The following is a 23,106-nucleotide window of genomic DNA, read 5'->3' as shown; positions in this document are numbered from 1 at the left end:
AAGCCGCTCCTACAGGATTACCGCGTTGATACCGACAAAAAACGCCCCGGCTCTTGCGAGCAGGGGCGTCGAGATATTGGTGCACTATCGCCCCTCTCCCGCAAGCGGGAGAGGGGAGCCAGGAGCACTACATATGACTTTCCGCGTATTCCGCCAGGACCGAACGCGGCACGCCCTGCAGGGTGATATGAACGCCGTGCGGGAAGTCCTTGAAGCGTTCGGTGAGGTAGGTCAGACCCGAGCTGGGCGCTGACAGATACGGCGTGTCGATCTGCGCCAGGTTCCCCAGACAGACCACCTTCGAGCCGCTGCCGGCACGGGTGATGATGGTTTTCATCTGGTGCGGGGTGAGGTTCTGGCACTCGTCGATGAGGATCAGGCTCTGCTGGAAGCTGCGCCCGCGGATGTAGTTCAGCGACTTAAATTGCAGCGGCACCTTCTGCAGGATGTAGTCGACGCTGCCGTGGGTGCTCTCGTCCTCCATATGCAGCGCTTCGAGGTTGTCGGTAATGGCGCCGAGCCAGGGCTCCATCTTCTCCGCCTCGGTGCCGGGCAGAAAACCGATTTCCTGATCCAGCCCCTGCACGCTACGGGTGGCGATGATCCTCCGGTAGCGCTTGCTGACCATGGTCTGCTCGATGGCCGCGGCCAGCGCCAGGATGGTCTTGCCGGAACCGGCAGCGCCGGACAGGTTGACCAGATGGATGTCCGGGTCGAGCAGCGCGAACAGCGCCAGCGCCTGGTGGATGTCGCGCGGTTTCAGGCCCCAGGCTTCCTGGTGCAGCAGCGGCTCCTGGTGCATGTCGAGGATCACCAGCTCATCGCCCTTGATCGCCTTGATCCAGCCGACGAAGCCCTGCTCATCAAGGATGAACTCGTTGATGTGCACGGCCGGCAGGTTGTCGGTGAGTTGCACGCGGTGCCAGGTGCGGCCGTGGTCCTGACGGGTGTCGACCTTGCTCACGCGGTCCCAGAACGAGCCGGGCATGTCGTGATATCCCTTTGACAGCAGCGAGACGTCATCGACCAGTTGGTCGGTGTGGTAGTCCTCGGCGTCGATGCCGCAGGCGCGCGCCTTCAGGCGCATGTTGATGTCCTTGGTCACCAGCACCACGGAAAGGCCCGGGTTGCGTGACTTCAGCTCCACCAACTGGTTGATGATCTTGTTGTCGTTGAGGGTTTCCGGCAGCCAGGTGACCGGCGCCGCGCTCTTGCTCATAAGGATGGAAAGGCGCCCGCAGGGGCCGCTCTTGCCGCGCTGGATCGGTACGCCATATTCGACGTCTTCGGGTTCGGCGCCAGCGAGAATCTGGTCGATCAGGCGGATGGCCTGGCGACATTCGGCGGCGACGCCGTGTTTGCCGGACTTCAGTTTGTCGAGTTCCTCCAACACCGTCATCGGGATGGCGACGTGGTGTTCTTCGAAGTTGAGCAAGGCGTTGGGATCGTGGATCAGAACATTGGTGTCGAGGGCGTAGAGGGTTGGAGCGGTGGGCTTGGAGCGTCCGTGGTCATCCATACTCGGTCACCTTCTTGTAGTAGCCAGGCGACGCAATACCAGGGCGGTGCTGCGCCGGACAGAGACCGCCGATTTTTCAGATCGGGGCCGAAAGGTGGCAAGCAAGGTGAGGGCCAATGGCCGCCACCTGTCTGCAGGTTTCGGCGGTCTTGCTTTTTTATTACTCCAATTCACATGACAGAAAAACGTTTTTTTCTCGGCATGCGGGTTTATTTGCACACGCGACAGATAACGCTTGGCGTGCCGCCAGCGCCCCGTTACAGTCGGAAGTCCTACCGGCTGTCGCCCGCTTCGCTTACCCGCCCTCACTTGCAGCACGCCGCGCCAATCAGGTGTAGCGCCCTTTCGCTTGGCCATGAATGTTCTGCCTTCCCAGGGGCGGTATCGGTTCATTCGCGAGCAGAGCTCGCTCCTACCAAAGCAGTGATCGGCTCTTCTCAATCGCCCCGATAGGTGGCCTTGCCGATCCCTGCCCTCTAGAATCGCCGTCACGCTTTCTGGAGACCTAGCCCATGTTGATGGTGATTTCACCGGCCAAGACCCTCGATTACGAGACACCGCCCGCCACACCGCACTTCACCCAACCCGAACACCTTGACCACGCCCAGGAACTGATCGAGCAGCTGCGCGACTTCAGCCCGGCGCAGATCGCCGAACTGATGGGCCTGTCGGACAAGCTCGCGGGCCTCAACGCCGCGCGTTTCGGCAGCTGGGAGCGGCCGTTCAACCCCTCCAACGCCAAGCAGGCGCTGCTCGCATTCAAGGGCGACGTCTATACCGGGCTCAATGCCGAGGATTTTTCCGAGGACGATTTCGACTTCGCCCAGACGCACCTGCGCATGCTCTCCGGCCTGTACGGCGTGCTGCGCCCGCTGGATCTGATGCAGGCCTATCGCCTGGAGATGGGCACCAAGCTGGTCAACGGCCGCGGCAAGGACCTGTACGCCTTCTGGGGCGAGCGCATCAGCGGCTGGCTCAACGAAGCGCTGGCCGCCCAGGGTGACGACGTGCTGCTCAACCTGGCGTCCAACGAATACTTCGGCGCGGTCAAGCGCAAGGCCTTGAACGCGCGCATCATCGACACCGAGTTCAAGGACCTGAAGAACGGTCAGTACAAGATCATCAGCTTCTATGCCAAGAAGGCCCGCGGCCTGATGGCCCGCTACGTGATCAAGGAACGCCTGACCAACCCCGAAGGCCTGAAGGACTTCGACTATCAGGGCTATAGTTACTCGGCCGAACATTCCAAGGCCGACAGCCTGGTTTTCCTGCGCGACCATCCGCAGGACTGATCGCCAAACGGCAAAAACCCATGCGCCGCTCATCGGTTGCTGCATGGGTTTGGCCGCTGCGCTGGGCAATTCCCTCCTTTCCGCTCGTTCCCCGTGCCGGCCGCCTCGCTGGCGCCGAGCGCAACGCCCGAGAAAAATTCCTTAGTCGCTGCGTTTACCTCTGAAAAAACTCTTTGGCATCACAGTTTCAGCGCGGCCGCACTTCGCGCAGAACTTATTGCGTCGCTTAGTTATCGGATAGTTTCGCATTAGTTAACTCGCCGCGTGCCATCGTGCATTTTGCAAGTTGCCACTATATTGCGATCAGAAAATTCGTTCAGCTCCGGTTCAGGTTCAGGACGAACGGTAGGAACTATCCCAAAGTGCCGCTACTCATACAGCCCGTAACACATTTCAATACATAACTTTTCAACAACCGAGACTGCCAGATAGCGGATTGATTTTCGCCGGAGCGTTTCACCCCGAGAAAAGTTTATGCAGTTCCAAGGGAGACAGCACAACCCGCCACAGCACTGAACCAGAGGCCTCACGCGAGGCAGAGACAACAATACCAAAGGGCCACTGTTATATATAACGGCCCGCACTTGGTGCCAACTCCGGCGCCACCCTCTACTTATGCCTGAATGAACTTGCTCGCCATTAAAAGCAAGTTCACGGACTAGTTTTGGCCAAAAGGCCAGTATTTGAAACTGCATCGAACGGACGAGGTGAATACCATGCGAATCAGTATCTTCGGTTTGGGTTATGTAGGTGCCGTTTGTGCCGGCTGTTTGTCGGCACGGGGTCACGACGTGATTGGCGTGGACATCTCCGCGCACAAGATCGACCTGATCAACAACGGCAAATCTCCCATCGTCGAACCAGGTCTGGAAGAACTGCTGCAACAGGGTCTGCGTCAGGGCCGTCTGCGTGGCACCACCGATGTTGCCACTGCCGTTCTGGAGAGCGATGTGTCGTTCATCTGCGTCGGTACGCCGAGCAAGAAGAACGGCGACCTGGAGCTGGACTACATCGAAGGCGTGTGCCGCGAAATCGGCATGGCCATGCGCGACAAGAACGAGCGCCACACCGTGGTGGTGCGCAGCACCGTGCTGCCGGGCACGGCCAAGAACGTGGTGCTGCCGATTCTCGAGGATTGCTCGGGCAAGAAGGCAGGTGTCGACTTCGGCCTGGCGGTGAACCCCGAGTTCCTGCGCGAGAGCACCGCGATCAAGGACTACGACTTCCCGCCGATGACCGTCATCGGTGAGCTGGACAAGGCTTCCGGCGACCTGCTGGAAAGCGTCTACAGCGAGCTGGACGCACCGATCATCCGCAAGGACATCGAAGTCGCCGAGATGATCAAGTACACCTGCAACGTCTGGCATGCGGCCAAGGTCACCTTCGCCAACGAGATCGGCAACATCGCCAAGGCAGTCGGCGTCGACGGTCGCGAGGTGATGGACGTGGTCTGCCAGGATCACAAGCTGAACCTCTCCAAGTACTACATGAAGCCCGGCTTCGCCTTCGGCGGCTCCTGCCTGCCCAAGGATGTGCGCGCGCTGAACTACCGCGCCAGCAGCCTGGACGTGGAAGCCCCGCTGATCGGCTCGCTGATGCGCAGCAACGCTGCTCAGGTGCAGAAAGCCTTCGACATCATCGCCAGCCAGGATTCGCGCAAGGTCGCCCTGCTCGGCCTGAGCTTCAAGGCCGGCACCGATGACCTGCGTGAGAGCCCGCAGGTGGAGCTGGCGGAAATGCTCATCGGCAAGGGCTTCGACCTGAGCATCTACGACCGCAACGTCGAGTACGCCCGCGTACACGGCGCCAACAAGGACTACATCGAGTCGAAGATCCCGCACGTGTCCTCGCTGCTCAACAGTGACCTGGACGACGTTGTGGCGAAGGCCGACATCATCGTCCTGGGCAACAGCGACGAGCGTTTCGCCAAGCTGGCTGAGCAGGCGCCGAGCGGCAAGCGGGTGATCGACCTGGTCGGTTTCATGCCCAACGCCAGCAACGGCGTGGCCGAAGGCATCTGCTGGTAAAGGCCGAGCGTACCTGCACGCCTCGAGCGTGCAGGTACTCGGAGACGCATATGGACAAGCTCAAGAACGGCCTCAACCAAGCCAGCGGCTGGATGCTCTATCTCAGCCTGCTGATGCTCCTGGCACTGGCTCTGCCACGCACGGTGTTCGACCCTGAATCGCGGGACTTCCTCCTGCTCATCGGTATCGTCGGCATCTGGCGCTATTCCATGGGCGCCATGCACTTCGTGCGCGGCTGCCTGTTCCTCTACCTGGTATACCCCTGGTATCGCCGCAAGGTTACAAAACTCGGCAAGGACGCCGACCCCTCTCATGTGTTCCTGCTGGTCACCAGTTTCCGCATCGAGGCGCTGACCACCGCCATGGTCTACCGCTCGGTGATTCGCGAAGCCATCGACTGCGGCTACCCGACCACCGTGGTGTGCTCGATCGTCGAGCTCTCCGACGAGCTGTTGATCAAGAACCTCTGGGCCCAGGCCGAGCCGCCGGCACATGTCACCCTGGACATCGTGCGCATTCCCGGCACCGGCAAGCGTGATGGCCTTGCTCATGGCTTCCGCGCCATATCCCGACAGATGCCGGACCGCGATGCGGTGGTGGCGGTGATCGACGGCGACACCGTTCTCGAACCTGACGTGGTCCGTAAATGCGTGCCCTGGTTCAAGCTCTTCCCCAATGTCGGCGGGTTGACCACCAACGAGTTCTGCGAGGTACGCGGCAGCTACCTGATGAGCGAATGGCACAAGCTGCGCTTCGCTCAGCGCCACCTCAACATGTGCTCGATGGCACTCTCCAAGCGCGTGCTGACCATGACCGGGCGCATGTCGGTGTTCCGCGCCAGCGTGGTGACCGACCCCGAGTTCATCCGCGATGTCGAAGCCGACCACCTCGAGCATTGGCGCCTGGGCCGCTTCCAGTTCCTCACCGGTGACGACAAGTCGAGCTGGTACAGCCTGATGCGCCTGGGCTACGACACCTTCTACGTGCCGGACGCCGCCATCAACACGGTCGAGCACCCGCCAGAGAAGAGCTTCATCAAGGCCAGCCGCAAGCTGATGTTCCGCTGGTACGGCAACAACCTGCGGCAGAACTCGCGAGCCCTGCGTCTGGGCATGAGCCGCCTCGGCGCCTTCACCACCCTGGTGCTGTTCGACCAGCGCGTGTCGATGTGGACCTGCCTGCTTGGCCTGTGCGTGGCGATCATCGCCAGCATCAAGTACAGCGTGATGTACCTGCTGATCTACCTGCTGTGGATCGGTACTACGCGGCTGATCCTGACCCTGCTGCTGCTGCTCTCCGGGCACCGCATCGGCCCGGCCTACCCGGCGCTGCTCTATTACAACCAGATCGTCGGGGCCATGGTGAAGATCTACGTGTTCTTCCGCCTCGACCAACAGTCCTGGACGCGCCAGAACACCAAGCTCAACCGCGGCTTGTCCAGCTTCGCCAACTGGTTCAACAGCTGGTCGTCGCGTGCCATGACTTTTTCTGCTGCCTCTGTCTTTATCGCCGCGCTGCTGGCGCTGGTATGACCCTACTCGAATAGGAATTAGCCACCATGAACTCCGTCGCCAATCTCAACGTCGTCCATGAGTCCGAGGCCCAGCGCCAGCACGCCCGCGTCAAGCTGCCAGGGCGCCTGCGCTACACCAATGCCCAGCGCGAACGCATCGATGCACGCCTGCAGGATGTCTCTGCCGGCGGCTTCAGCTTCACCAGCGAAAACGCCACGCACAAGGTCGGGGACTTTCATCGCGGCCAGCTGCAGTTCCAGCTCGACAGCCTGGTGCTGGGCCTGGACATCGAGTTTCAGGTCAACTCGGTACAGCCGGAGCACAACCGCGTCGGCTGCCAGTTCCATGGCCTCGGCGCACGCGAAGCTGCCGCCCTGCGCCACCTGATCAGCAGCCATCTGGCCGGTGAGCTGGTCAACGTCGGCGAGGTGCTGCACATCCTCCAGCGCGACAATTTCACCAAAGCGCGCAAGAACGGTTCCGGCGGTGGCATGGGCATGTTCGGGCGCCTGCGCGCCGTGACCTTCAGCGCCGCGATCTTCGTCATTGGCCTGGCCGCGTTCGGCTACATTGGCAAGTCGATCTACGGTCTGTACTTCGTCACCCACGCGAAGTCGGCGCAGATCAGCCTGCCGGCGCTGCAGGTCACCATGCCGCGTGAAGGCAGCGTGCAGAGCCTGGCGCAACCCGACGGCATCGTGGAGAAGGGCGCACCGATCGCCACCTTCACCACCAGCATGCTGGAAATGCTCAAGGGCCACCTGGGCGAAGACCAGCTCGAACCGAGCCAGATCGAGGCGCTGTTCGCCCGCGAGATGCAGGGCACCCTGACCAGCCCGTGCAACTGCAAGATCTCCCGCCAACTGGTGGCCGACGGCCAGTTCGCCAGCAAGGGCGACGTAATCTTCGAGCTGGTGCCACAGGATGGTGTGGCCACCGTCGCCGCCAGCTTCTCCTACCGCAACCTGGAGCAGGCGCGCCCCGGCACACCAGTGACCTTCAAGGTGGCGGGCGAAGACCAGGCGCGCCATGGCGAGATCGTCAGCAGCGCGCTGCACGACGGTGGCCTGAGTTCGGACATCCGCGTGGTGATCAAGCCGCAAGAAACCCTGCCGGCCAGCCTCGCCGGCCAGCCGGTGGACGTGGTCATCGACCGTGGCCCGTCCTTCGGCGGCCTGGTCGACCGCGCCGTAGCCGCCGGGCGCTGAGGAGGTTCAGCCGTGAGCATGCCCCTTCTTCGCCCTGCCCTGCTCGGCCTCGCCGTCAGCGCCACGCTGGCCGGCTGCGCCGGTCTGCCGGATGAGCGCCTGGCCCGCGAAGCCCTGCAGAGCGGCGATCAGCAGACTGCCGAATGGCATTTCCGCCAGCTCGCCGAGATGGGCTACAGCGACTCGCAGATCGGCCTGGCCGACATCTACGCGGCGAACGGCCAGACCCAGGACCTGGACGAGGCCGAGCGCATCTACCGCCAGGCCCTGGACGGCTCGCCGCGTGCCAAGGCGCGCCTCGGCAAGCTGCTGGCGCGCAAGCCCGGCAGCACTCTGGCTGAGCGCCAGGAGGCCGCCGAACTGCTGGAGAGCGCAGCCCAGGCCCACGAGCCGAGCGCGCTGCTGCCTCTGACCGAACTCTACCTGTTCTACCCACAGGACTTTCCCGCCATGAACCTCGCGCAACGTATCCAAGACTGGCGCCAGCAGGGCCTGCCACAGGCAGAGCTGGCGCAGATTCTTCTGTATCGCACCGATGGCACCTACGACCAGCACCTGGGTGAGATCGAGCGTATCTGCCAGGCGCGCCTGGCCAGCAACGACGCCTGCTACGCCGAGCTGGCCACCGTGTACCAGAAGCAGAACCGCGAAGACGACCGCCAGGTGCTGATCGACCAACTGCTGGCGGGCTACCGCGCCGGCAGCGTGTCACCCAATCAGGTCGAGTCCGTGGCGCAGGTACTCAGCGACCCCGAGCTGGGCCAGCCGCAACCGCAGCAAGCGCAGGACCTGCTCGAGGCCATCGCGCCGAACTACCCGGCCGCCTGGGTCAGCCTGGCGCGTCTGCTCTACGACTACCCGGGACAAGGCGATATCGACACCCTGCTCGGCTATCTGGAAAAGGGTCGCGAAGCCGCCCTGCCACGCGCCGAACTGCTGCTCGGACGCCTGTACTACGAAGGCAAGCTGCTGCCGCAGCAGCCGAAAAAAGCCGAGGAACACCTGCGCAAGGCCGCGCCCAGCGAACCCAGCGCCAGCTACTACCTGGGGCAAATCTACCTGCGCGGCTACCTCGGCGAGGTGTACGCCCAGCAGGCGCTCGACCACCTGCTCAGCGCCGCCCGCGCTGGTCAACTCAGCGCCGACTTCGCCCTGGCACAGATGTACAGCCAGGGTCGCGGGGTCAAGCCCAACCCGGTCAATGCCTATGTCTTCAGCCAACTGGCCCTGCCGCGCAACACGCCGCCGACCTTCGAGCTGGCGCACGCGGTGGCCGAGAGCCTGACCCCGGCGCAGCTCGCCGAAGGCCAGCGCCTGCTGCGTGAAGAGCGCGATGCCCGCGGCATCGTCCTGCAGCAGCAGGCCGCCTTGCAGGTCAGCCAGCCATGAACAGGGATGCACGCATGCAGCTAAACCGTATCGTCAGCCAGCTTGGGCTGAGTACTTGCCTACTGGCCGCCAGCACTGCCTGGGCAGCGGATGCGCCGAAGAATTTCGGCCTGGATGTGAAGATCACCGCGCAATCGGAAGACGACCGCGACCTCGGCACCCGTAGCGGCGGGGATGTCAGCGGTATCGGTCTCGACGTACGCCCCTGGGCCTACGGCGAGCGCGGCGAATGGAGCGCCTTCGCCATGGGCCAGGCGGTCACCGCCACCGACACCATCGAAACCGACCCGTTGCAGGACGACGGCGAAGACAGCACGCAGCGCAGCGACGCCCGCCAGCCGGACAAGAGCTACCTGGCAATGCGCGAATTCTGGGTCGACTACGCCGGCCTCACCGCCTACCCCGGCGAGCACCTGCGCGTTGGCCGCCAGCGCCTGCGTAGCGACGAAGGCAGCTGGTGGGATACCAACATCGAAGCGGTCAACTGGCGCTTCGACACCACCCTGCTGCAAGCCACGGTCGGCGTTGCCGAGCGTTTCTCCGACTACCGCACCGACCTCGATGACCTGGCGCCCGAAGACGAAGATCGCCAGCACTTCTTCGCCGGCCTCGACTACCAGTGGACGCCCGGCCACCGTATCGGCGCCAAGCTGCATCACAGCCGTGACGACGGCCGCCTGGCCAATCCAGGCGAGCGCGTCGACGAGCTGAGCAAGCGCTACACCGGCGACCTGACCTGGTTCGGCCTGCATGCCGACGGTGGCTTCTTCGAACGCAATTCGCGCAACCGCCTCAACTACTGGGCGCAGCTGACCTGGCTGCAGGGCGATACCGATCAGTTGCAGCAGGAAGTGGTCGGCAACGAGCGCATCGCCACCGGCTCGCGCAGCCAGGATGTCGACGCTTGGGCAATGGACCTTGGCCTGCGCTACAGCCTCGACGACAACTGGAAGATCGGCGCCGCCTATGCCCGTGGCAGCGGCGGTGGCGACGAGAACGAGTCGCGCCAGTTCATGCAGACCGGCCTGCACAGCAACCGTGCCAACTTCACCGGCGTCGAATCGCGCCTGCACCGCTACGGCGAGGCCTTCCGCGGCGAGCTCTCCAACCTGCAGGTAGCCAGCGCGTTCAGCTCCTGGCAGTTGGGCGAGGATTACGACGCCAGCGTCGTCTACCACCGTTTCTGGCGCGTCGATGGCGATCAGGACGTCGGCGACAGCGGCATCACCGCGCCGCTGGTGGCGGGCGAGAAAGACATCGGCCAGGAAGTCGACCTGGTGCTGACCCGCTACTTCAAGCAGGGCCTGCTGCCCGCCACCGTCGCCGAACAGCTGGATGATCGTTCGGCCCTGGTGCGCCTGCGCGCCGGCGTGTTCCTGCCGGGCGACGCCTACGGCAGCGGCACCGACTCGGTGATGCACCGCGCCTTCGTCGACTTCATCTGGCGTTTCTGAGGGATCGGACCATGCAACCCAACGGCTTAGCCCTACCCATTCTGCTCGGCGCGCTGTATCTCGCAGCGCCCCTGGCCCAGGCCAACCCGGAGCAGCACCAGTTCGACTACCGCGTACGCAGCGCCCCGGCGCAAGAGCTGCACATGGAGGCGCCGGAACTGCCGGACCTGTCCGGCTACACCAAGGAGGCGGTGCTGGCCAAGATTCCCCAGGCCAAAGGCCAGGTGGTAGTGCGGCGCATGTTGCGCCAGGACGCATTGAAGGACTTCACCGGCGGCAACGAACGCCTGCGCGAGTGGATCAAGCGCCAGCAGGGCATGCCCCAGGCGATCTTCATCGAAGGTGGCACGGTCACCGCCGAGGACCTCGCCAAGGCGCTGCCCGACAGCCAGTTCGCCGAACAGGAGCCGGGCGTGTACATCGCTCGCCTGCCCATCGTCGTCGCCGAAGGTGCGGCACTGCATGTCGGCAAGGCAACCCGCGAATTGCGTCTGTCGCAGGAGCGCGGCTCGTTCCTGGTCAACGACGGCCTGATGTTTCTCACCGACACCCGCGTCACCGCCTGGCGCGAGGCCGATAACGGCCCGGCCACCCTGCGCGACGATGGCAAAGAGTTCCGCCCGTTCCTGGTCTCATGGGGTGGCAGCGAGCTGTATATCGCCAACAGCGTGCTGACCAGCCTGGGCTACGACAACTCCAAGTCCTATGGCGTATCGATCACCCAGTACACGCCGAACATGCACGCGCGTCTGCAGCGCGAGGAGCCGACCGGCTGGCTGATCGATTCCGAGTTCGTCGACCACTGGTACGGCTTCTACTGCTACGAAGCGCAGAACGTGGTGATCAAGGGCAACACCTACCGCGACAACATCGTCTACGGCATCGACCCGCATGACCGCTCGCACGGCCTGATCATCGCCGAGAACACCGTGTTCGGTACCAAGAAGAAGCACGGCATCATCATTTCGCGCGAGGTCAACGACAGCTGGATCATCAATAACGAGAGCTATGACAACAAGCTCTCCGGCGTGGTTATCGACCGCAGCAGCGAGAACAACCTGATCGCCTACAACCGCGTGCACGGCAACCATGCCGACGGCATCACCCTGTACGAGAGCGGCGACAACCTGCTGTGGGGCAATCAGGTCATGCGCAACCAGCGCCATGGCATCCGCATTCGCAACAGCGAGAACATCCGCCTCTACGAAAACCTCTCGGCGATGAACCAGCTGACCGGCGTGTACGGCCATATCAAGGATCTGTCCGACACCGACCGCGACCTAGACCTCGACCCGTTCGATACCAAGATCTCGATGATCATCGTCGGCGGCACCCTGGCCGGCAATGGCTCCAGCCCGATCAACATCGACTCGCCGCTGTCGGTCGAGCTGTACCGCGTGAAGATGCTCGCGCCGCGCAAGAGCAGCGGCATCCAGCTCGCCGGCATCCTCGGCGAGAAACAGGACGAAATCCTCGACCTCATGGTGCGCCAGCGCCAGCCCGTGCTGATCGACCCGATCGATCCCGAGCAGATGACCAACTGACGAGGCCCCAGAATGCGCGTATCCAAACTCAACACCCTGGCCCTGGCAGTGACCTGCGCTGCCTTCGCCGGCAGCCTGCAGGCCGAAGAGCGCCAGGCGCCGCAGTACCAGGTGGAAGACTGCTGCTCGCTGTGCCCGGCTGCGCACGATGCCAGCCGCTACACCACCAACTACATGAAGAATTTCGTCACCCTGATGGATGCTGACGAGGGCTGGCTGTTCCGCAGCGTCGAGGACCTGCGCACCGAGTTCGGCACCAGCGAGGTCGGCTACCAGCGCCTCAAGGAGCTGCGCGACGGCCTCAAGCAGCGCGGCGTGGAGCTGGTGGTGGTCTATCAACCGACCCGCGGCCTGGTCAATCGCAGCAAGCTGCGCCCGGCCGACTATCAGCGTTTCGACTACGACAAGGCGCTGCAAAACTACCGCCAGGCGCTGACCCGCTTCGAACAGCTGGGCATCTGGGTACCGGACCTGACCCCGCTGACCGACGAAGACAGCGACAAGGAGTTCTACTTCCGCCGCGACCAGCACTGGACGCCCTACGGCGCCGAGCGCACCGCGCGCCTGGTGGCCGAGACGGTCAAGCGCATCCCCGGCTTCGAGGACATTGCGCAGAAGGAATTCGTCACCGAGCGCGTCGGCCTGATGGGCAAGACCGGCACCATGCAGAACGTCGCCAGCCAGCTGTGCGGCACCGGCTATGCGGTGCAGTACGTCGATCAGTTCGTCACCGAGCCGAAGGAGGCCAGCGATGGCGACGCGCTGTTCGGCGACGACAGCAGCCCGCAGATCACCCTGATCGGCACCAGCCACAGCGGCAAGAACTATAACTTCGGCGGCTTCCTCGAACAGTACCTGGGCACCGACGTGCTCAACGCGGCCTTCCCCGGCGGTGGCCTGGAAGGCGCGATGCTCGAATACCTGGCCAGCGAGTCGTTCCAGAACGACCCGCCGAAGATCCTCATCTGGGAATTCTCGCCGCTCTACGACCTGGCCTCGGACAAGATCCACCGCCAGCTGATGGCCACCCTGAACAACGGCTGCAGCGGCCAGACCGAGCTGCTCGCCAGCGAGAAGCGCCTGCGCCCGGGCAGTAACGAGGTGCTGGTCAACGGCGAGAACAAGCTGCTGACCCTGCGCGGCAACCGCCACCAACTCGACCTGCGCTTCAGCGATCCATCGGTCAAGCGCGTCGACGCCACCATCTGGTACCTCAATGGCCGCCGCGAGCAGATCAAGCTGGAGAAACCCAACACCGTCGATACCGACGGCCGCTTCGCCGTGGAACTGCGCGACGAACCGGGCTGGGGCGATCAGAACTTCTTCGCCCTGGAAATCCAGAAGCCCGAGGACAGTGCCGACGACCTGAAGGTCCAGGCCAGCCTGTGCCAGCGCCCCAGCGGCGCCAGCCAGCAAGTCGCGGGCAATTGAGGAGGCCACCATGCCCAAACGACTCGCTCCCCTCACCCTCATGGCGCTGCTGCTCAGCGGCCCGGCCTTCGCCGCCTTGCAGCCGCCGGCCGGCTACTATGCGGCCGTGGGCCAACGCGAGGGCAAGGCGCCGGCCTGCCCGACAGTGCCGCAGCCGTACACCGGCGAGCTGCAGTTCACCAGCAAATACCAGGGCTCAGACAGCGCGCGCGCCACGCTCAACCGCAAGGCCGAGAAGAACTTCCGCGAGCAGACCGCGCACATCACCCGCCTGGAGAAGGAAGCCGGGCGGATGATCACCGGCTACATGCGCACCGGCCAGCCGGAGCGGCTGGAATGCGCCATCGAATGGCTGGACAAATGGGCCAGCGCCGATGCGCTGGAGTCCGAGCAGTTCAACCACACCGGCAAGTCGATGCGCAAATGGGCGCTGGGCAGCCTGGCCGGCGCCTGGCTGCGCCTGAAGTTCTCCGAGTCGCAGCCGCTGGCGGCCTACCCGCAGCAGAGCGCACGCATCGAAGCCTGGTTCACCCGCCTGGCCGACCACACGGTGCGCGAGTGGAGCGACCTGCCGCTGCGCAAGATCAACAACCACAGCTACTGGGCTGCCTGGTCGGTGATGGCGGTGGCGGTGATCAATGATCGCCGCGACCTGTTCGACTGGTCCGTGGATCAATTCCGCATCGCCGCCAATCAGGTCGATGACGAAGGCTACCTGGCCAACGAGATGCGCCGCAGCCAGCGTGCCCTTGCCTACCACAACTACGCCCTGCCGCCGCTGGCGATGATCGCCGCGTTCGCCGAGGCCAACGAAGTCGACCTGCGCGGCGAGAACCATGGTGCCCTGCAGCGCCTGGCCGAACGCGTGCTGCAAGGGGCGCGCGACCCGTCCACCTTCGCCCAGCGCACCGGCGCCAAGCAGGACATGAAGGAGTTGCGCAAGGACTTCAAGTACGCCTGGCTGGCGCCCTACTGCAGCCTCTATGCCTGCAGTGAGGAAACCCGCGAACTGAACCAGGAGAAGGGGCCGTTCAACAGCTTCCGTCTGGGTGGCGAGGTGACGCGGGTGTTCGAAAAACCGTAGGAGCGGCTTTAGCCGCGATTTTCGCGGATGAATCCGCTCCTACGGGTTTGCGTGACATGAAAAAACAAACCCTCCGCTCGCGGGGGGAAAGGGGGGCGCTGCCCCGTCTGTTCACGGAGAAGCACGGATGGTCTTTTCATCCAACGTCTTTTTGTTTCTGTTCCTGCCGATCTTCCTCGGCCTGTACTACCTGTGCCCGAATCGCGGGCGCAACCTGCTGATCCTGATCGGCAGCTACACCTTCTATGCCTGGTGGCGGGTGGACTTCCTCCTGCTGTTCGCCGCCGTGACGCTGTGGAACTACGTCTTCGGCCTGCGCATTCAGGCCCATGCCGGCACCCAGGCGGCGCGCCGCTGGGTGGTGGCCGGGGTGGTCGGCAACCTGGCCACGCTGGGTTATTTCAAGTACGCCAACTTCGGTGTGGCCAACATCAACGCCGTGCTCGAATCGATGGGGATGGAGCCCTTCGTGCTCACCTCGGTGATCCTGCCGATCGGTATCTCCTTCTACATCTTCCAGTCGATCAGCTACCTGATCGACGTGTACCGCCGCGACACCGAGCCGACGCGCAACCTGATCAACTTCGCCGCTTTCATCGCCCTGTTCCCGCAACTGATCGCCGGCCCCGTGCTGCGCTACAAGGACCTGGCCGACCAGTTCACCGACCGTACCCACAGCATCGACAAGTTCAGCGAAGGCGCCACGCGCTTCATGCAGGGTTTCGTCAAGAAGGTGTTCATCGCCGACAGCCTGGCGCCGCTGGTGGACCACTGCTTCGCCCTGGAAAACCCCAGCACCGGCGACGCCTGGCTGGGCATGATCGCCTACACCGCGCAGCTGTATTTCGACTTCTCCGGTTATAGCGACATGGCCATCGGCCTGGGCCTGATGATGGGCTTCCGCTTCATGGAGAACTTCAACCAGCCGTATATCAGCCAGTCGATCACCGAATTCTGGCGGCGCTGGCACATCAGCCTGTCCACCTGGCTGCGCGACTACCTGTACGTGCCCCTGGGCGGCAACCGCCACGGCACCTTCAACACCTATCGCAACCTGTTCCTGACCATGCTGCTGGGCGGCTTCTGGCACGGCGCCAACTGGACCTTCCTGATCTGGGGCGCCTGGCACGGCATGTGGCTGGCCATCGAGCGGGCCATGGGCGTGAAGGCTGCGCCGACCCTGTTCAACCCGCTGAAATGGGCCTTCACCCTGCTGCTGGTGATGCTCGGCTGGGTGATCTTCCGCGCTGAGAACCTGGAGGTGGCCGGGCGCATGTACGCCGCCCTGTTCGCCTTCGGCGACTGGCACCTGAGCGAGCTGACGCAGGCGCATATCACCGGGCTGCAGATGGCAACTCTGGCGCTGGCGTGGGTGGTGATCGCGGTCAACGGCGCGCGCCAGTTCCTCGCCAGCCGCGGCCATGAGCCGGGCCTGACCCTGGCCAGTGCCGGCGTCGCCCTGCAAGCCATCGACCTGCGCATGGTGGCCCTGCGCGGCGCCCTGCTGGTGCTGTTCTGCGTGTCGCTGCTCAAGCTCTCGGCGCAGAGCTACTCCCCCTTCCTCTACTTCCAGTTCTGAGCGGAGGCCAAGCATGAATCGCCCCATCAAGACCCTCTATGTCGTGCTGTTCGCCCTGCTGCTGTTGCCGGTCAGCCTGCTCGCCCTGAGCAAGCTCGCCGATTACCACCTGCCGGCGCAGCCGAGCGTGCTCGACGGCGGCCTGGCCAAGAGCGTCGAGCGCCACTACGACGAGAACTTCCCGCTCAAGCAGGCCGGCATCAATCTCTGGGCAGCCGCGGAATACCTGCTCTTCGGGGAAGGCCGCAGCGGCCTGGTGATCGGCGAGGACGGCTGGCTGTATTCGGACGAAGAGTTCGACCCGGTAGCCGACGGCCAGCGCCAGATGCGCGACAACCTGGCCCTGATTCGTGGCGTGCAGCGCCAGCTGGAAGAACGCGATGTCCAGCTGCTGCTGGCCATTGTCCCGGCCAAGACCCGCCTGTACCCCGAGCACACCGGCAGCCATCGTCCCAGCGCCCTTCAGCGCAGCCTGTACCCGCGCTTCCACCGTGCGGTGCGCAATGCCGGGATCGCCGCGCCGGATTTGCTCGAACCGCTGCAGGCGGCCAAGGACCAGGCGCCGGTGTTCCTGCGCACCGATACCCACTGGACCCCGGAAGGCGCCGACGTCACTGCCGAGGCGCTGAGCGAAGTGGTGCGCAGCGCCATCCAGCTGCGTGGTGAGCCGCAGCAGTTCGTCACCGAAACCGTGGAAACCCGCGCGCACCAGGGCGACCTGACCCGCTTCCTGCCGCTGGCCCCCTTGTTCGAAAGCCTGATGCCGCAGGCCGATCGCCTGCAGCAGCGCGAAACCCATGCCGCCGAAGGTGGCGGCGACGACCTGTTCGGCGACAGCGACCTGCCGGTGACGCTGGTCGGCACCAGCTACAGCGCCAACCCGGCCTGGAACTTCGCCGGTGCCCTGCGCCAGCACCTGCAGCGCGACCTGTCCAACCACGCCGAGGAAGGCGGCGGCCCGCTGGTGCCGATGCTCAAGTACCTGCAGAGCGAGGAATTCGAGAACAACCCGCCGCAGTTGGTGATCTGGGAATTCCCCGAGCGCTACCTGCCGATGACCAGCGATTTCACCGATTTCGACCCGCAATGGCTCGCCACTCTTAAAGACGGCGGCGAGCGCCAGGGGCTGGCCGCCGCCAGTCACTGATTCATCCCCCAAGGAGGACTATCCGATGACCAATAAAACTACTCTACGCCGCTGCACTCTGGGCGCCTGTGCCCTGGCTCTGGGCCTCGGCATGATCCAGGCACAGGCCGATGACGGTGCCCTCTATGGGCCCAAAGCGCCCAAGGGCTCGGCCTTCGTCCGCGCCTACAACGCCAGCAGCGCCGAGCTCGATGTCAGCGTCGGACAGACCCAGCTCAAGCAGATCTCGCCGCTGGGTTCGAGCGACTTCAAATTCCTCCCGGCCGGCAGCTATCAGGCCCAGGTCGGCAACGCACAGATGCCGGTGGACCTGGAAGCCGAGCACTACTACACCCTGGTCAGCCAGACCGGCGACAAGCCGCGCCTGGTCGAGGAGCCGCCCTTCACCAGCCGCCAGAAAGCCCTGCTGCGCGTACAGAACCTGACCGACAGCACCCTGAGCGTGAAGACCGCTGACGGCAAGACCGCCGTGGTCGCCGACGTGAAGCCGGACGGCCGTGGCGATCGCGAGATCAACCCGGTCAAGGTTGGCTTGGCGCTGTTCGACGGCGAGCGAAAGGTTGCTGACCTGAAGCCGGTCACCCTGGAACGCGGCGAAGTGGTCAGCCTGTTCGTCACCGGTGGCCAGGGCAAGTTTTCGCCGGTGTGGGTCAAGCGCCCCATCGACGGTTGATGCAGTGAATGGATTTTCTAGAACAAGGAAAACGGCGGGTACACGTCGCACCGACACGACACGGGCAAACCACTTGATCAATCGTTCAGGAGAGACACAACCATGACCCCCATCATCCTTTCCGGTGGCAGCGGCTCGCGACTCTGGCCTCTTTCGCGCAAGCTGTATCCCAAGCAGTTTCTCGCCCTGACCGGTGAGCGGACGCTGTTCCAGCAGACCCTGCAACGCCTTTCCATCGAGGGCATGCAGCCGCCGGTGCTGGTGTCCAACCAGGAGCACCGTTTCATCGTGCTCGAACAGCTGGAGCAGATCGACCAACAGGCGCAGATGCTGCTGCTCGAACCCTTCGGCCGCAACACCGCACCGGCCGTGGCCATGGCCGCCCTGCAGCTGATCGCCGAGGGCCGTGACGAGCTGATGCTGGTGCTGCCGGCCGACCACGTGCTGGACGATCAGCAGGCCTTCCGCCAGGCCCTGGCGCTGGCCACCGTGGCCGCGGAAAAAGGCGAGATGGTGCTGTTCGGCGTACCGGCCAATCGCCCGGAAACCGGCTACGGCTACATCCGTGGCCAGGCCGACGGCACCCTGCCCGATGGCGTGGCACGCGTTGCCAATTTCGTCGAGAAACCCGATGCCAAACGTGCCACCGAGTACGTGAAGAGCGGCGACTACTACTGGAACAGCGGCATGTTCCTGTTCCGCGCCAGCCGCTTCCTCGAAGAGCTCAAGCATCACGACGTGGATATCTACGACACCTGCCTGCTGGCGCTGGAACGCAGCCAGCGCGAGGGCACGCAGATCGTCATCGACCCGGCCACCTTCGCCTGCTGCCCGGACAACTCCATCGACTACGCGGTGATGGAAAAGACCAGCCGCGCCTGCGTGGTACCGCTGGCCGCCGGCTGGAACGATGTCGGCAGCTGGTCTTCGATCTGGGAAGTGCACGACAAGGACGAGGCCGGCAACGTCACCAAGGGCGACGTGGTGGTCGAGGACAGCCGCAACTGCCTGATCCACGGTAACGGCAAGCTGGTCTCGGTACTCGGCCTGGACGACATCGTCGTCGTGGAAACCAAGGACGCCATGATGGTGGCGCACAAGGACCGCGTGCAGGACGTCAAGAAACTGGTCGGCAAGCTCGACGAGCAGGGCCGCTGCGAGACCCAGAACCACTGCGAGGTCTACCGCCCGTGGGGTTCGTACGACTCGGTGGACATGGGCGGCCGTTTCCAGGTCAAGCACATCACCGTCAAGCCCGGCGCGCAGCTCTCCTTGCAGATGCACCACCACCGTGCCGAGCACTGGATCGTCGTATCCGGCACCGCCAAGGTGACCTGCGACGACCAGGAGTTCCTGCTCACCGAAAATCAGTCGACCTACATCCCGATGACCTCGGTGCACCGCCTCTCCAACCCGGGCAAGATCCCGCTGGAAATTATCGAAGTGCAGTCCGGCACCTACCTGGGCGAGGACGATATCGAGCGCCTGGAAGACGTCTATGGTCGCAGCGATGCCGTGACCGTGCGCGCCGCGAGCTAGCCACTCTCGTTCGCGGACAAGTCCGCTCCCACGGGTGCAAGGGCCTACACAGGTGGCTGACAGCACTCAGGTAGTGGGAGCGGACTTGTCCGCGAAGCTCTCAGAGCGCCTGACGACCTGCTCAAGCGCAAGCTCATCCGGGGCATACGCAGTGAGCTCCCCTCTCCCATTTATGGGAGAGGGGTTGGGGAGAGGGCAGAATACGCCCACGGCATTGAAGGCTCTGTTTTCCCCGCCGCCCTTCCCGCCAGGCGAAGGAAGCTGTCACACCCTGCGACAGCCCACGCGGTTACCCTGACCAAGCACCTTGTGTAGGATGAGCGCAGACTTTGCAAAGGGCTGCCCTCATGCTGTTCGGTGTCGTACTCGTCATCACCTGGTTGATCCTGCTGATCCGCTACCCGACAAAGGCTTTGCCGGTGTCCATGGCCGCGCTGGTCGGTCTGGGCTTGGTGGCCACCTGGGTGATCTGGCAGGAAAGCCAGGACGAGCGCTACCTCGCCCATCTCGAACTGCGCCTGAGCTACGACCCGCAGCGCTGCCCAGGCGACCGCCCGCTGGCCATCGACCTGAAGAACGGCAGCGATGCCGCCCTGCTGGAACTGCGCTGGGAAGTCGCCGCCTACCGCCCCGGCAATGCCACCAACCTGGCCCAGCGCCTATATGAATCGCCGCGCTACAGTGGCCCGGGCGAGCTGCTGCCCGGCGCCAGCTGGAGCGACTGCATGCCGCTGCCTGACCTACGCAGCGGCTATCGCCCGGCTACGCTGGAGTTTCGCGCCGAGCGCCTGCAGGGCAAGTTCATCCGTTAACTCGTTGGAGCCTCGCGAGCGAAGCCTGCGACGGACTCGACATCGTAGCCCGGATGCAGTCCGGGGCGTTGCTTATGACGATTCCCGGATTTCATCCGGGCTACCAAAGCGCGTACGCCGGCCAGTGCGTAGGGCGGACTCAGCTTCGTAGCCCGGATGCAATCCGGGGAAGTTGCCTGTAACTGTTCCCGGATTGCATCCGGGCTACGGCATTAAGCGCGTAGGGCGACTCAGGAGCCCAGGCGAATAGTCCGCCAGTCACCTCAAGCCCAGCCTGCTAAGCTGCAAACCCATTCGCCGCTCAGGGAACCCCGCAATGCCCCAACCCAGCGTTCTGATCACTGGCTGTTCCAGCGGCATCGGCCGCGCCCTGGCCGATGTATTCAAGGCCGCCGGCTACGCCGTATGGGCCACCGCGCGCAAGGACGGCGACCTCGCAGCGCTGGCCGAGGCCGGTTTTCACGCCGTGGCGCTCGACGTCAACGACGCCGATGCGGCGCAGCGCCTGGCCGAGCGTCTGGAGAGCGAGATCGGCGGCCTCGACGTGCTGATCAACAACGCCGGCTACGGCGCCATGGGGCCGCTGCTCGACGGGGGCGTGGAGGCCATGCGCAAGCAGTTCGAAACCAATGTCTTTTCCATCGTCGGTGTCACCCGCGCATTCTTTCCGCTGCTGCGCCGCAGCCGCGGCCTGGTGGTCAATATCGGCAGCGTGTCGGCGCTGCTGGTCACGCCTTTCGCCGGTGCCTATTGCGCCTCCAAGGCCGCAGTGCACGCCCTGAGCGATGCCCTGCGCATGGAGCTGGCGCCGTTCTCCATCGAGGTGATGGAAGTGCAGCCCGGCGCCATCGCCTCCAGTTTCGGCGCCAGCGCCAGCCAGCAGGCCGAGTCGCTGATCCGCCAGGACTCGCCCTGGTGGCCGCTGCGTGAAGGCATCCGCGCTCGCGCCAACGCCTCGCAGGACAACCCGACGCCAGCCAGCGACTTCGCCGCGCAACTGCTGGCCGCCGTACAGCGCGACAAACGCCCGCGCCTGCTACGCCTGGGCAATGGCAGCCGCGCCCTGCCGCTGCTCGCCACCCTGCTGCCCAAGGCGCTGCTCGAACGCGTGCTGCGCAAACGCTTTGGCCTGGTGCAAAACCTATGAACCAGGGCCTGCACCTGCGCTACTACGCGGCTGCCGGGGTCGTCGCGGCCATCGTGCTGAACCTGCTGCTGCGTACCTTCGTGCGTCTGGGCGGCGTGTTCACCACCCTGCTGATCGCCGCGGCCATCGCAGCCGGCCTGGCGCTGGTATTTCACTGGCGAAGCGGGCGCGCGCCGAGCAACGCCGAACGCTGGCGCTTCACCCTGCTCTATGGCGGCGTACTTGGGCTGCTCTATCTGGGTTTACTGGGCATGATGTACCTGCAGGACACGCCCAGCCCCATGGGCCTGTTTCTATTCAGCCTGCATTACCTGTGCTACCCCGTGCTGGCCTGGCTGGCCTTTTCGCCACGCCATGGCCGCTGATCTTCTCGTCAGGATGACTTCGCCGTGCTGCATACCCTCGCCGTCGCCAATTACCGCTCGATCAACAGCCTGATCCTGCCGCTGGGCCGGCTCAACCTGATCACCGGGGCCAACGGCAGCGGCAAATCCAATCTCTACCGCGCCCTGCGTCTGCTGGCGGAAACCGCCCAGGGCGGCGTGGTCAACGCACTGGCCCGCGAAGGTGGGCTGGAGTCGAGTTTCTGGGCCGGGCCGGAGAAAATTTCCCGGCGCATGCGCAACGGCGAGGTGCCGGTAGAGGGCGGGCCGCGTCAGGAAAGCGTGCGGCTGCGCCTTGGCTTCTGCGGAGAGGACTTCGGCTACGCCATTTCGCTGGGCTTGCCACTGCCGCCCCGGCTCAACCCTTCGGCCTTCGCCCTCGATCCGGAAATCAAGCGCGAGTGCATCTGGGCCGGCGCCAGCTATCGCCCGGCCTCGCTGCTGGTGGATCGCGCCGGGCCCATGGTCAGGCTGCGTGAGGGGCGCGACTGGCAGGTCCTGGCCCAGCACGTGCCGAACTACGACAGCCTGTTCGACCAGATCGGCAACGATCCGAACTGCCCGGAGGTGTTCCAGCTGCGTGAAACCATCCGCCGCTGGCGCTTCTACGATCACTTTCGCAGCGATGCCGATGCCCCGGCACGCCAGCCGCAGCTCGGCACGCGCACACCGGTGCTGCACCACGACGGCCGCGATCTCGCCGCCGCGCTGCAGACCATCCGCGAAATCGGCGACCGCGCCGCGCTGGATGCCGCCATCGAAGACGCCTTTCCCGGCAGTCGCCTGCATATCGACTTCCAGTTGGGCGGACGCTTCGTCGTCGAGCTGCATCAGCAGGGGCTGTTGCGCCCCCTGAGCGCCGCCGAGCTGTCCGACGGCACGTTGCGCTACCTGCTGCTGGTGGCCGCCCTGCTCACGCCGCGACCACCGTCATTGATGGTGCTCAACGAACCGGAAACCAGCCTGCACCCGGACCTGCTGCCTGCACTCGGTCGCCTGATCATCGCCGCCTCTCGGAATACTCAGGTGTGGGTCGTGTCCCACGCCAGCCGATTGATCGCCACGCTCAAGGAAAGCCCCGAATGCAACACCCTGGAGCTGGACAAGCAGCTCGGCCAGACCTGCATTCGTGGCCAAGGCATGCTGGACGAGCCGGCCTGGCATTGGCCGGATTGAATCAACGATAGTGGGAGGCGCTTTAGCGGCGAGCTTTAGCAGTCGCGGCTACGGCCGTATAGGTGCGGGAGTTCGATTGATGCTGGGAAACTCCTTCCCACGCCCCCCCAACTGCCACGTCGCCCGGATGAAATCCGGGGACGTTTATCAGCGCTTTCGCGGCTGAAGCGGAATGCCGCCCAGCCGCT

18 protein-coding genes are annotated in these 23,106 nt (G+C 64.3%); 17 read left to right on the top strand and 1 reads right to left on the bottom strand.

What is annotated here, in order from left to right; genetic code table 11:
• Window positions 1–127: 127 nt before the first annotated feature.
• On the bottom strand, window positions 128–1,519 hold the full coding sequence (locus B2U07_RS20105) for a PhoH family protein (protein ID WP_275547101.1): 1,392 nt from the start codon (window positions 1,517–1,519) through the stop codon (window positions 128–130).
• Window positions 1,520–2,031: 512 nt separating this feature from the next.
• Between B2U07_RS20105 and yaaA the strand changes: the two genes are divergently transcribed.
• From yaaA to B2U07_RS20020, 17 genes are all read left to right on the top strand, one after another.
• Window positions 2,032–2,811, top strand: a complete 780-nt coding sequence (gene yaaA / locus B2U07_RS20100; protein ID WP_275547100.1) for a peroxide stress protein YaaA — start codon at window positions 2,032–2,034, stop codon at window positions 2,809–2,811.
• A 716-nt stretch (window positions 2,812–3,527) separates the two neighbouring features.
• Complete coding sequence (gene algD / locus B2U07_RS20095; protein WP_275547099.1) at window positions 3,528–4,838, top strand: GDP-mannose 6-dehydrogenase; 1,311 nt, start codon at window positions 3,528–3,530, stop codon at window positions 4,836–4,838.
• A 50-nt stretch (window positions 4,839–4,888) separates the two neighbouring features.
• The gene (alg8, locus tag B2U07_RS20090) at window positions 4,889–6,370 is read left to right on the top strand and encodes a mannuronan synthase (protein ID WP_296277622.1); all 1,482 of its coding nucleotides are present in this window, start codon (window positions 4,889–4,891) and stop codon (window positions 6,368–6,370) included.
• Window positions 6,371–6,396: 26 nt separating this feature from the next.
• Window positions 6,397–7,560 (top strand): alginate biosynthesis protein Alg44, encoded by a 1,164-nt coding sequence (locus B2U07_RS20085; protein ID WP_296277621.1) that lies wholly within the window; start codon window positions 6,397–6,399, stop codon window positions 7,558–7,560.
• 12 nt (window positions 7,561–7,572) lie between these two features.
• Entirely contained in the window at window positions 7,573–8,949 is a 1,377-nt protein-coding gene (algK, locus tag B2U07_RS20080) for an alginate biosynthesis TPR repeat lipoprotein AlgK (protein WP_197857365.1), read from the top strand.
• Window positions 8,950–8,963: 14 nt separating this feature from the next.
• Window positions 8,964–10,403, top strand: coding sequence for an alginate export family protein (locus B2U07_RS20075; protein ID WP_296277620.1), 1,440 nt, complete (start codon window positions 8,964–8,966; stop codon window positions 10,401–10,403).
• Window positions 10,404–10,414: 11 nt separating this feature from the next.
• Entirely contained in the window at window positions 10,415–11,947 is a 1,533-nt protein-coding gene (gene algG / locus B2U07_RS20070; RefSeq protein ID WP_296277619.1) for a mannuronan 5-epimerase AlgG, read from the top strand.
• Between the two features lie 12 nt (window positions 11,948–11,959).
• Complete coding sequence (locus B2U07_RS20065; RefSeq protein ID WP_296277618.1) at window positions 11,960–13,378, top strand: alginate O-acetyltransferase; 1,419 nt, start codon at window positions 11,960–11,962, stop codon at window positions 13,376–13,378.
• 10 nt (window positions 13,379–13,388) lie between these two features.
• Window positions 13,389–14,462 (top strand): mannuronate-specific alginate lyase, encoded by a 1,074-nt coding sequence (locus tag B2U07_RS20060; protein ID WP_296277617.1) that lies wholly within the window; start codon window positions 13,389–13,391, stop codon window positions 14,460–14,462.
• 127 nt (window positions 14,463–14,589) lie between these two features.
• Window positions 14,590–16,041 (top strand): MBOAT family O-acyltransferase, encoded by a 1,452-nt coding sequence (locus B2U07_RS20055; protein ID WP_296277616.1) that lies wholly within the window; start codon window positions 14,590–14,592, stop codon window positions 16,039–16,041.
• Window positions 16,042–16,054: 13 nt separating this feature from the next.
• On the top strand, window positions 16,055–17,188 hold the full coding sequence (locus B2U07_RS20050; protein ID WP_296277615.1) for an alginate O-acetyltransferase: 1,134 nt from the start codon (window positions 16,055–16,057) through the stop codon (window positions 17,186–17,188).
• A gap of 25 nt (window positions 17,189–17,213) precedes the next feature.
• On the top strand, window positions 17,214–17,861 hold the full coding sequence (locus B2U07_RS20045) for an alginate O-acetyltransferase AlgF (protein WP_296277614.1): 648 nt from the start codon (window positions 17,214–17,216) through the stop codon (window positions 17,859–17,861).
• Between the two features lie 102 nt (window positions 17,862–17,963).
• A complete protein-coding gene (locus B2U07_RS20040; protein WP_197857381.1) occupies window positions 17,964–19,400 on the top strand; it encodes a mannose-1-phosphate guanylyltransferase/mannose-6-phosphate isomerase in 1,437 nt (478 codons plus the stop codon).
• A gap of 347 nt (window positions 19,401–19,747) precedes the next feature.
• Window positions 19,748–20,212: a multidrug transporter gene (locus tag B2U07_RS20035; RefSeq protein WP_296277613.1), complete on the top strand. Its 465-nt coding sequence runs from the start codon at window positions 19,748–19,750 to the stop codon at window positions 20,210–20,212.
• 316 nt (window positions 20,213–20,528) lie between these two features.
• Entirely contained in the window at window positions 20,529–21,359 is an 831-nt protein-coding gene (locus B2U07_RS20030; protein WP_296277612.1) for an SDR family oxidoreductase, read from the top strand.
• Window positions 21,356–21,724 carry a hypothetical protein gene (locus tag B2U07_RS20025; RefSeq protein ID WP_197857384.1) on the top strand — a complete coding sequence of 123 codons (369 nt, stop codon included), beginning with the start codon at window positions 21,356–21,358 and terminating at the stop codon, window positions 21,722–21,724. The genes B2U07_RS20030 and B2U07_RS20025 overlap by 4 nt, the downstream gene beginning before the upstream one ends.
• A gap of 24 nt (window positions 21,725–21,748) precedes the next feature.
• A complete protein-coding gene (locus B2U07_RS20020; protein ID WP_296277611.1) occupies window positions 21,749–22,918 on the top strand; it encodes an AAA family ATPase in 1,170 nt (389 codons plus the stop codon).
• Window positions 22,919–23,106: the final 188 nt, after the last annotated feature.

Source organism: Pseudomonas sp. UBA7530 (assembly GCF_002479365.1).
In the GTDB taxonomy this organism is placed as follows: domain Bacteria; phylum Pseudomonadota; class Gammaproteobacteria; order Pseudomonadales; family Pseudomonadaceae; genus Aquipseudomonas.
The sequence above is the reverse complement of the archived record's forward strand: the minus strand, read 5'-3'. Positions and strand labels throughout refer to the sequence as shown.

Excerpts from the sequence above, each read along its gene's own strand:
- B2U07_RS20075 (WP_296277620.1), top strand. The coding sequence starts at position 8,964 with ATGCAGCTAAACCGTATCGTCAGCCAGCTTGGGCTGAGTACTTGCCTA.
- alg8 (WP_296277622.1), top strand. The coding sequence starts at position 4,889 with ATGGACAAGCTCAAGAACGGCCTCAACCAAGCCAGCGGCTGGATGCTC.
- algG (WP_296277619.1), top strand. The coding sequence starts at position 10,415 with ATGCAACCCAACGGCTTAGCCCTACCCATTCTGCTCGGCGCGCTGTAT.
- B2U07_RS20065 (WP_296277618.1), top strand. The coding sequence starts at position 11,960 with ATGCGCGTATCCAAACTCAACACCCTGGCCCTGGCAGTGACCTGCGCT.
- B2U07_RS20085 (WP_296277621.1), top strand. The coding sequence starts at position 6,397 with ATGAACTCCGTCGCCAATCTCAACGTCGTCCATGAGTCCGAGGCCCAG.
- B2U07_RS20025 (WP_197857384.1), top strand. The coding sequence starts at position 21,356 with ATGAACCAGGGCCTGCACCTGCGCTACTACGCGGCTGCCGGGGTCGTC.
- B2U07_RS20040 (WP_197857381.1), top strand. The coding sequence starts at position 17,964 with ATGACCCCCATCATCCTTTCCGGTGGCAGCGGCTCGCGACTCTGGCCT.
- B2U07_RS20055 (WP_296277616.1), top strand. The coding sequence starts at position 14,590 with ATGGTCTTTTCATCCAACGTCTTTTTGTTTCTGTTCCTGCCGATCTTC.
- yaaA (WP_275547100.1), top strand. The coding sequence starts at position 2,032 with ATGTTGATGGTGATTTCACCGGCCAAGACCCTCGATTACGAGACACCG.
- algD (WP_275547099.1), top strand. The coding sequence starts at position 3,528 with ATGCGAATCAGTATCTTCGGTTTGGGTTATGTAGGTGCCGTTTGTGCC.
- B2U07_RS20050 (WP_296277615.1), top strand. The coding sequence starts at position 16,055 with ATGAATCGCCCCATCAAGACCCTCTATGTCGTGCTGTTCGCCCTGCTG.
- B2U07_RS20030 (WP_296277612.1), top strand. The coding sequence starts at position 20,529 with ATGCCCCAACCCAGCGTTCTGATCACTGGCTGTTCCAGCGGCATCGGC.
- B2U07_RS20035 (WP_296277613.1), top strand. The coding sequence starts at position 19,748 with ATGCTGTTCGGTGTCGTACTCGTCATCACCTGGTTGATCCTGCTGATC.
- B2U07_RS20105 (WP_275547101.1), bottom strand. The coding sequence starts at position 1,519 with ATGGATGACCACGGACGCTCCAAGCCCACCGCTCCAACCCTCTACGCC.
- B2U07_RS20045 (WP_296277614.1), top strand. The coding sequence starts at position 17,214 with ATGACCAATAAAACTACTCTACGCCGCTGCACTCTGGGCGCCTGTGCC.
- B2U07_RS20060 (WP_296277617.1), top strand. The coding sequence starts at position 13,389 with ATGCCCAAACGACTCGCTCCCCTCACCCTCATGGCGCTGCTGCTCAGC.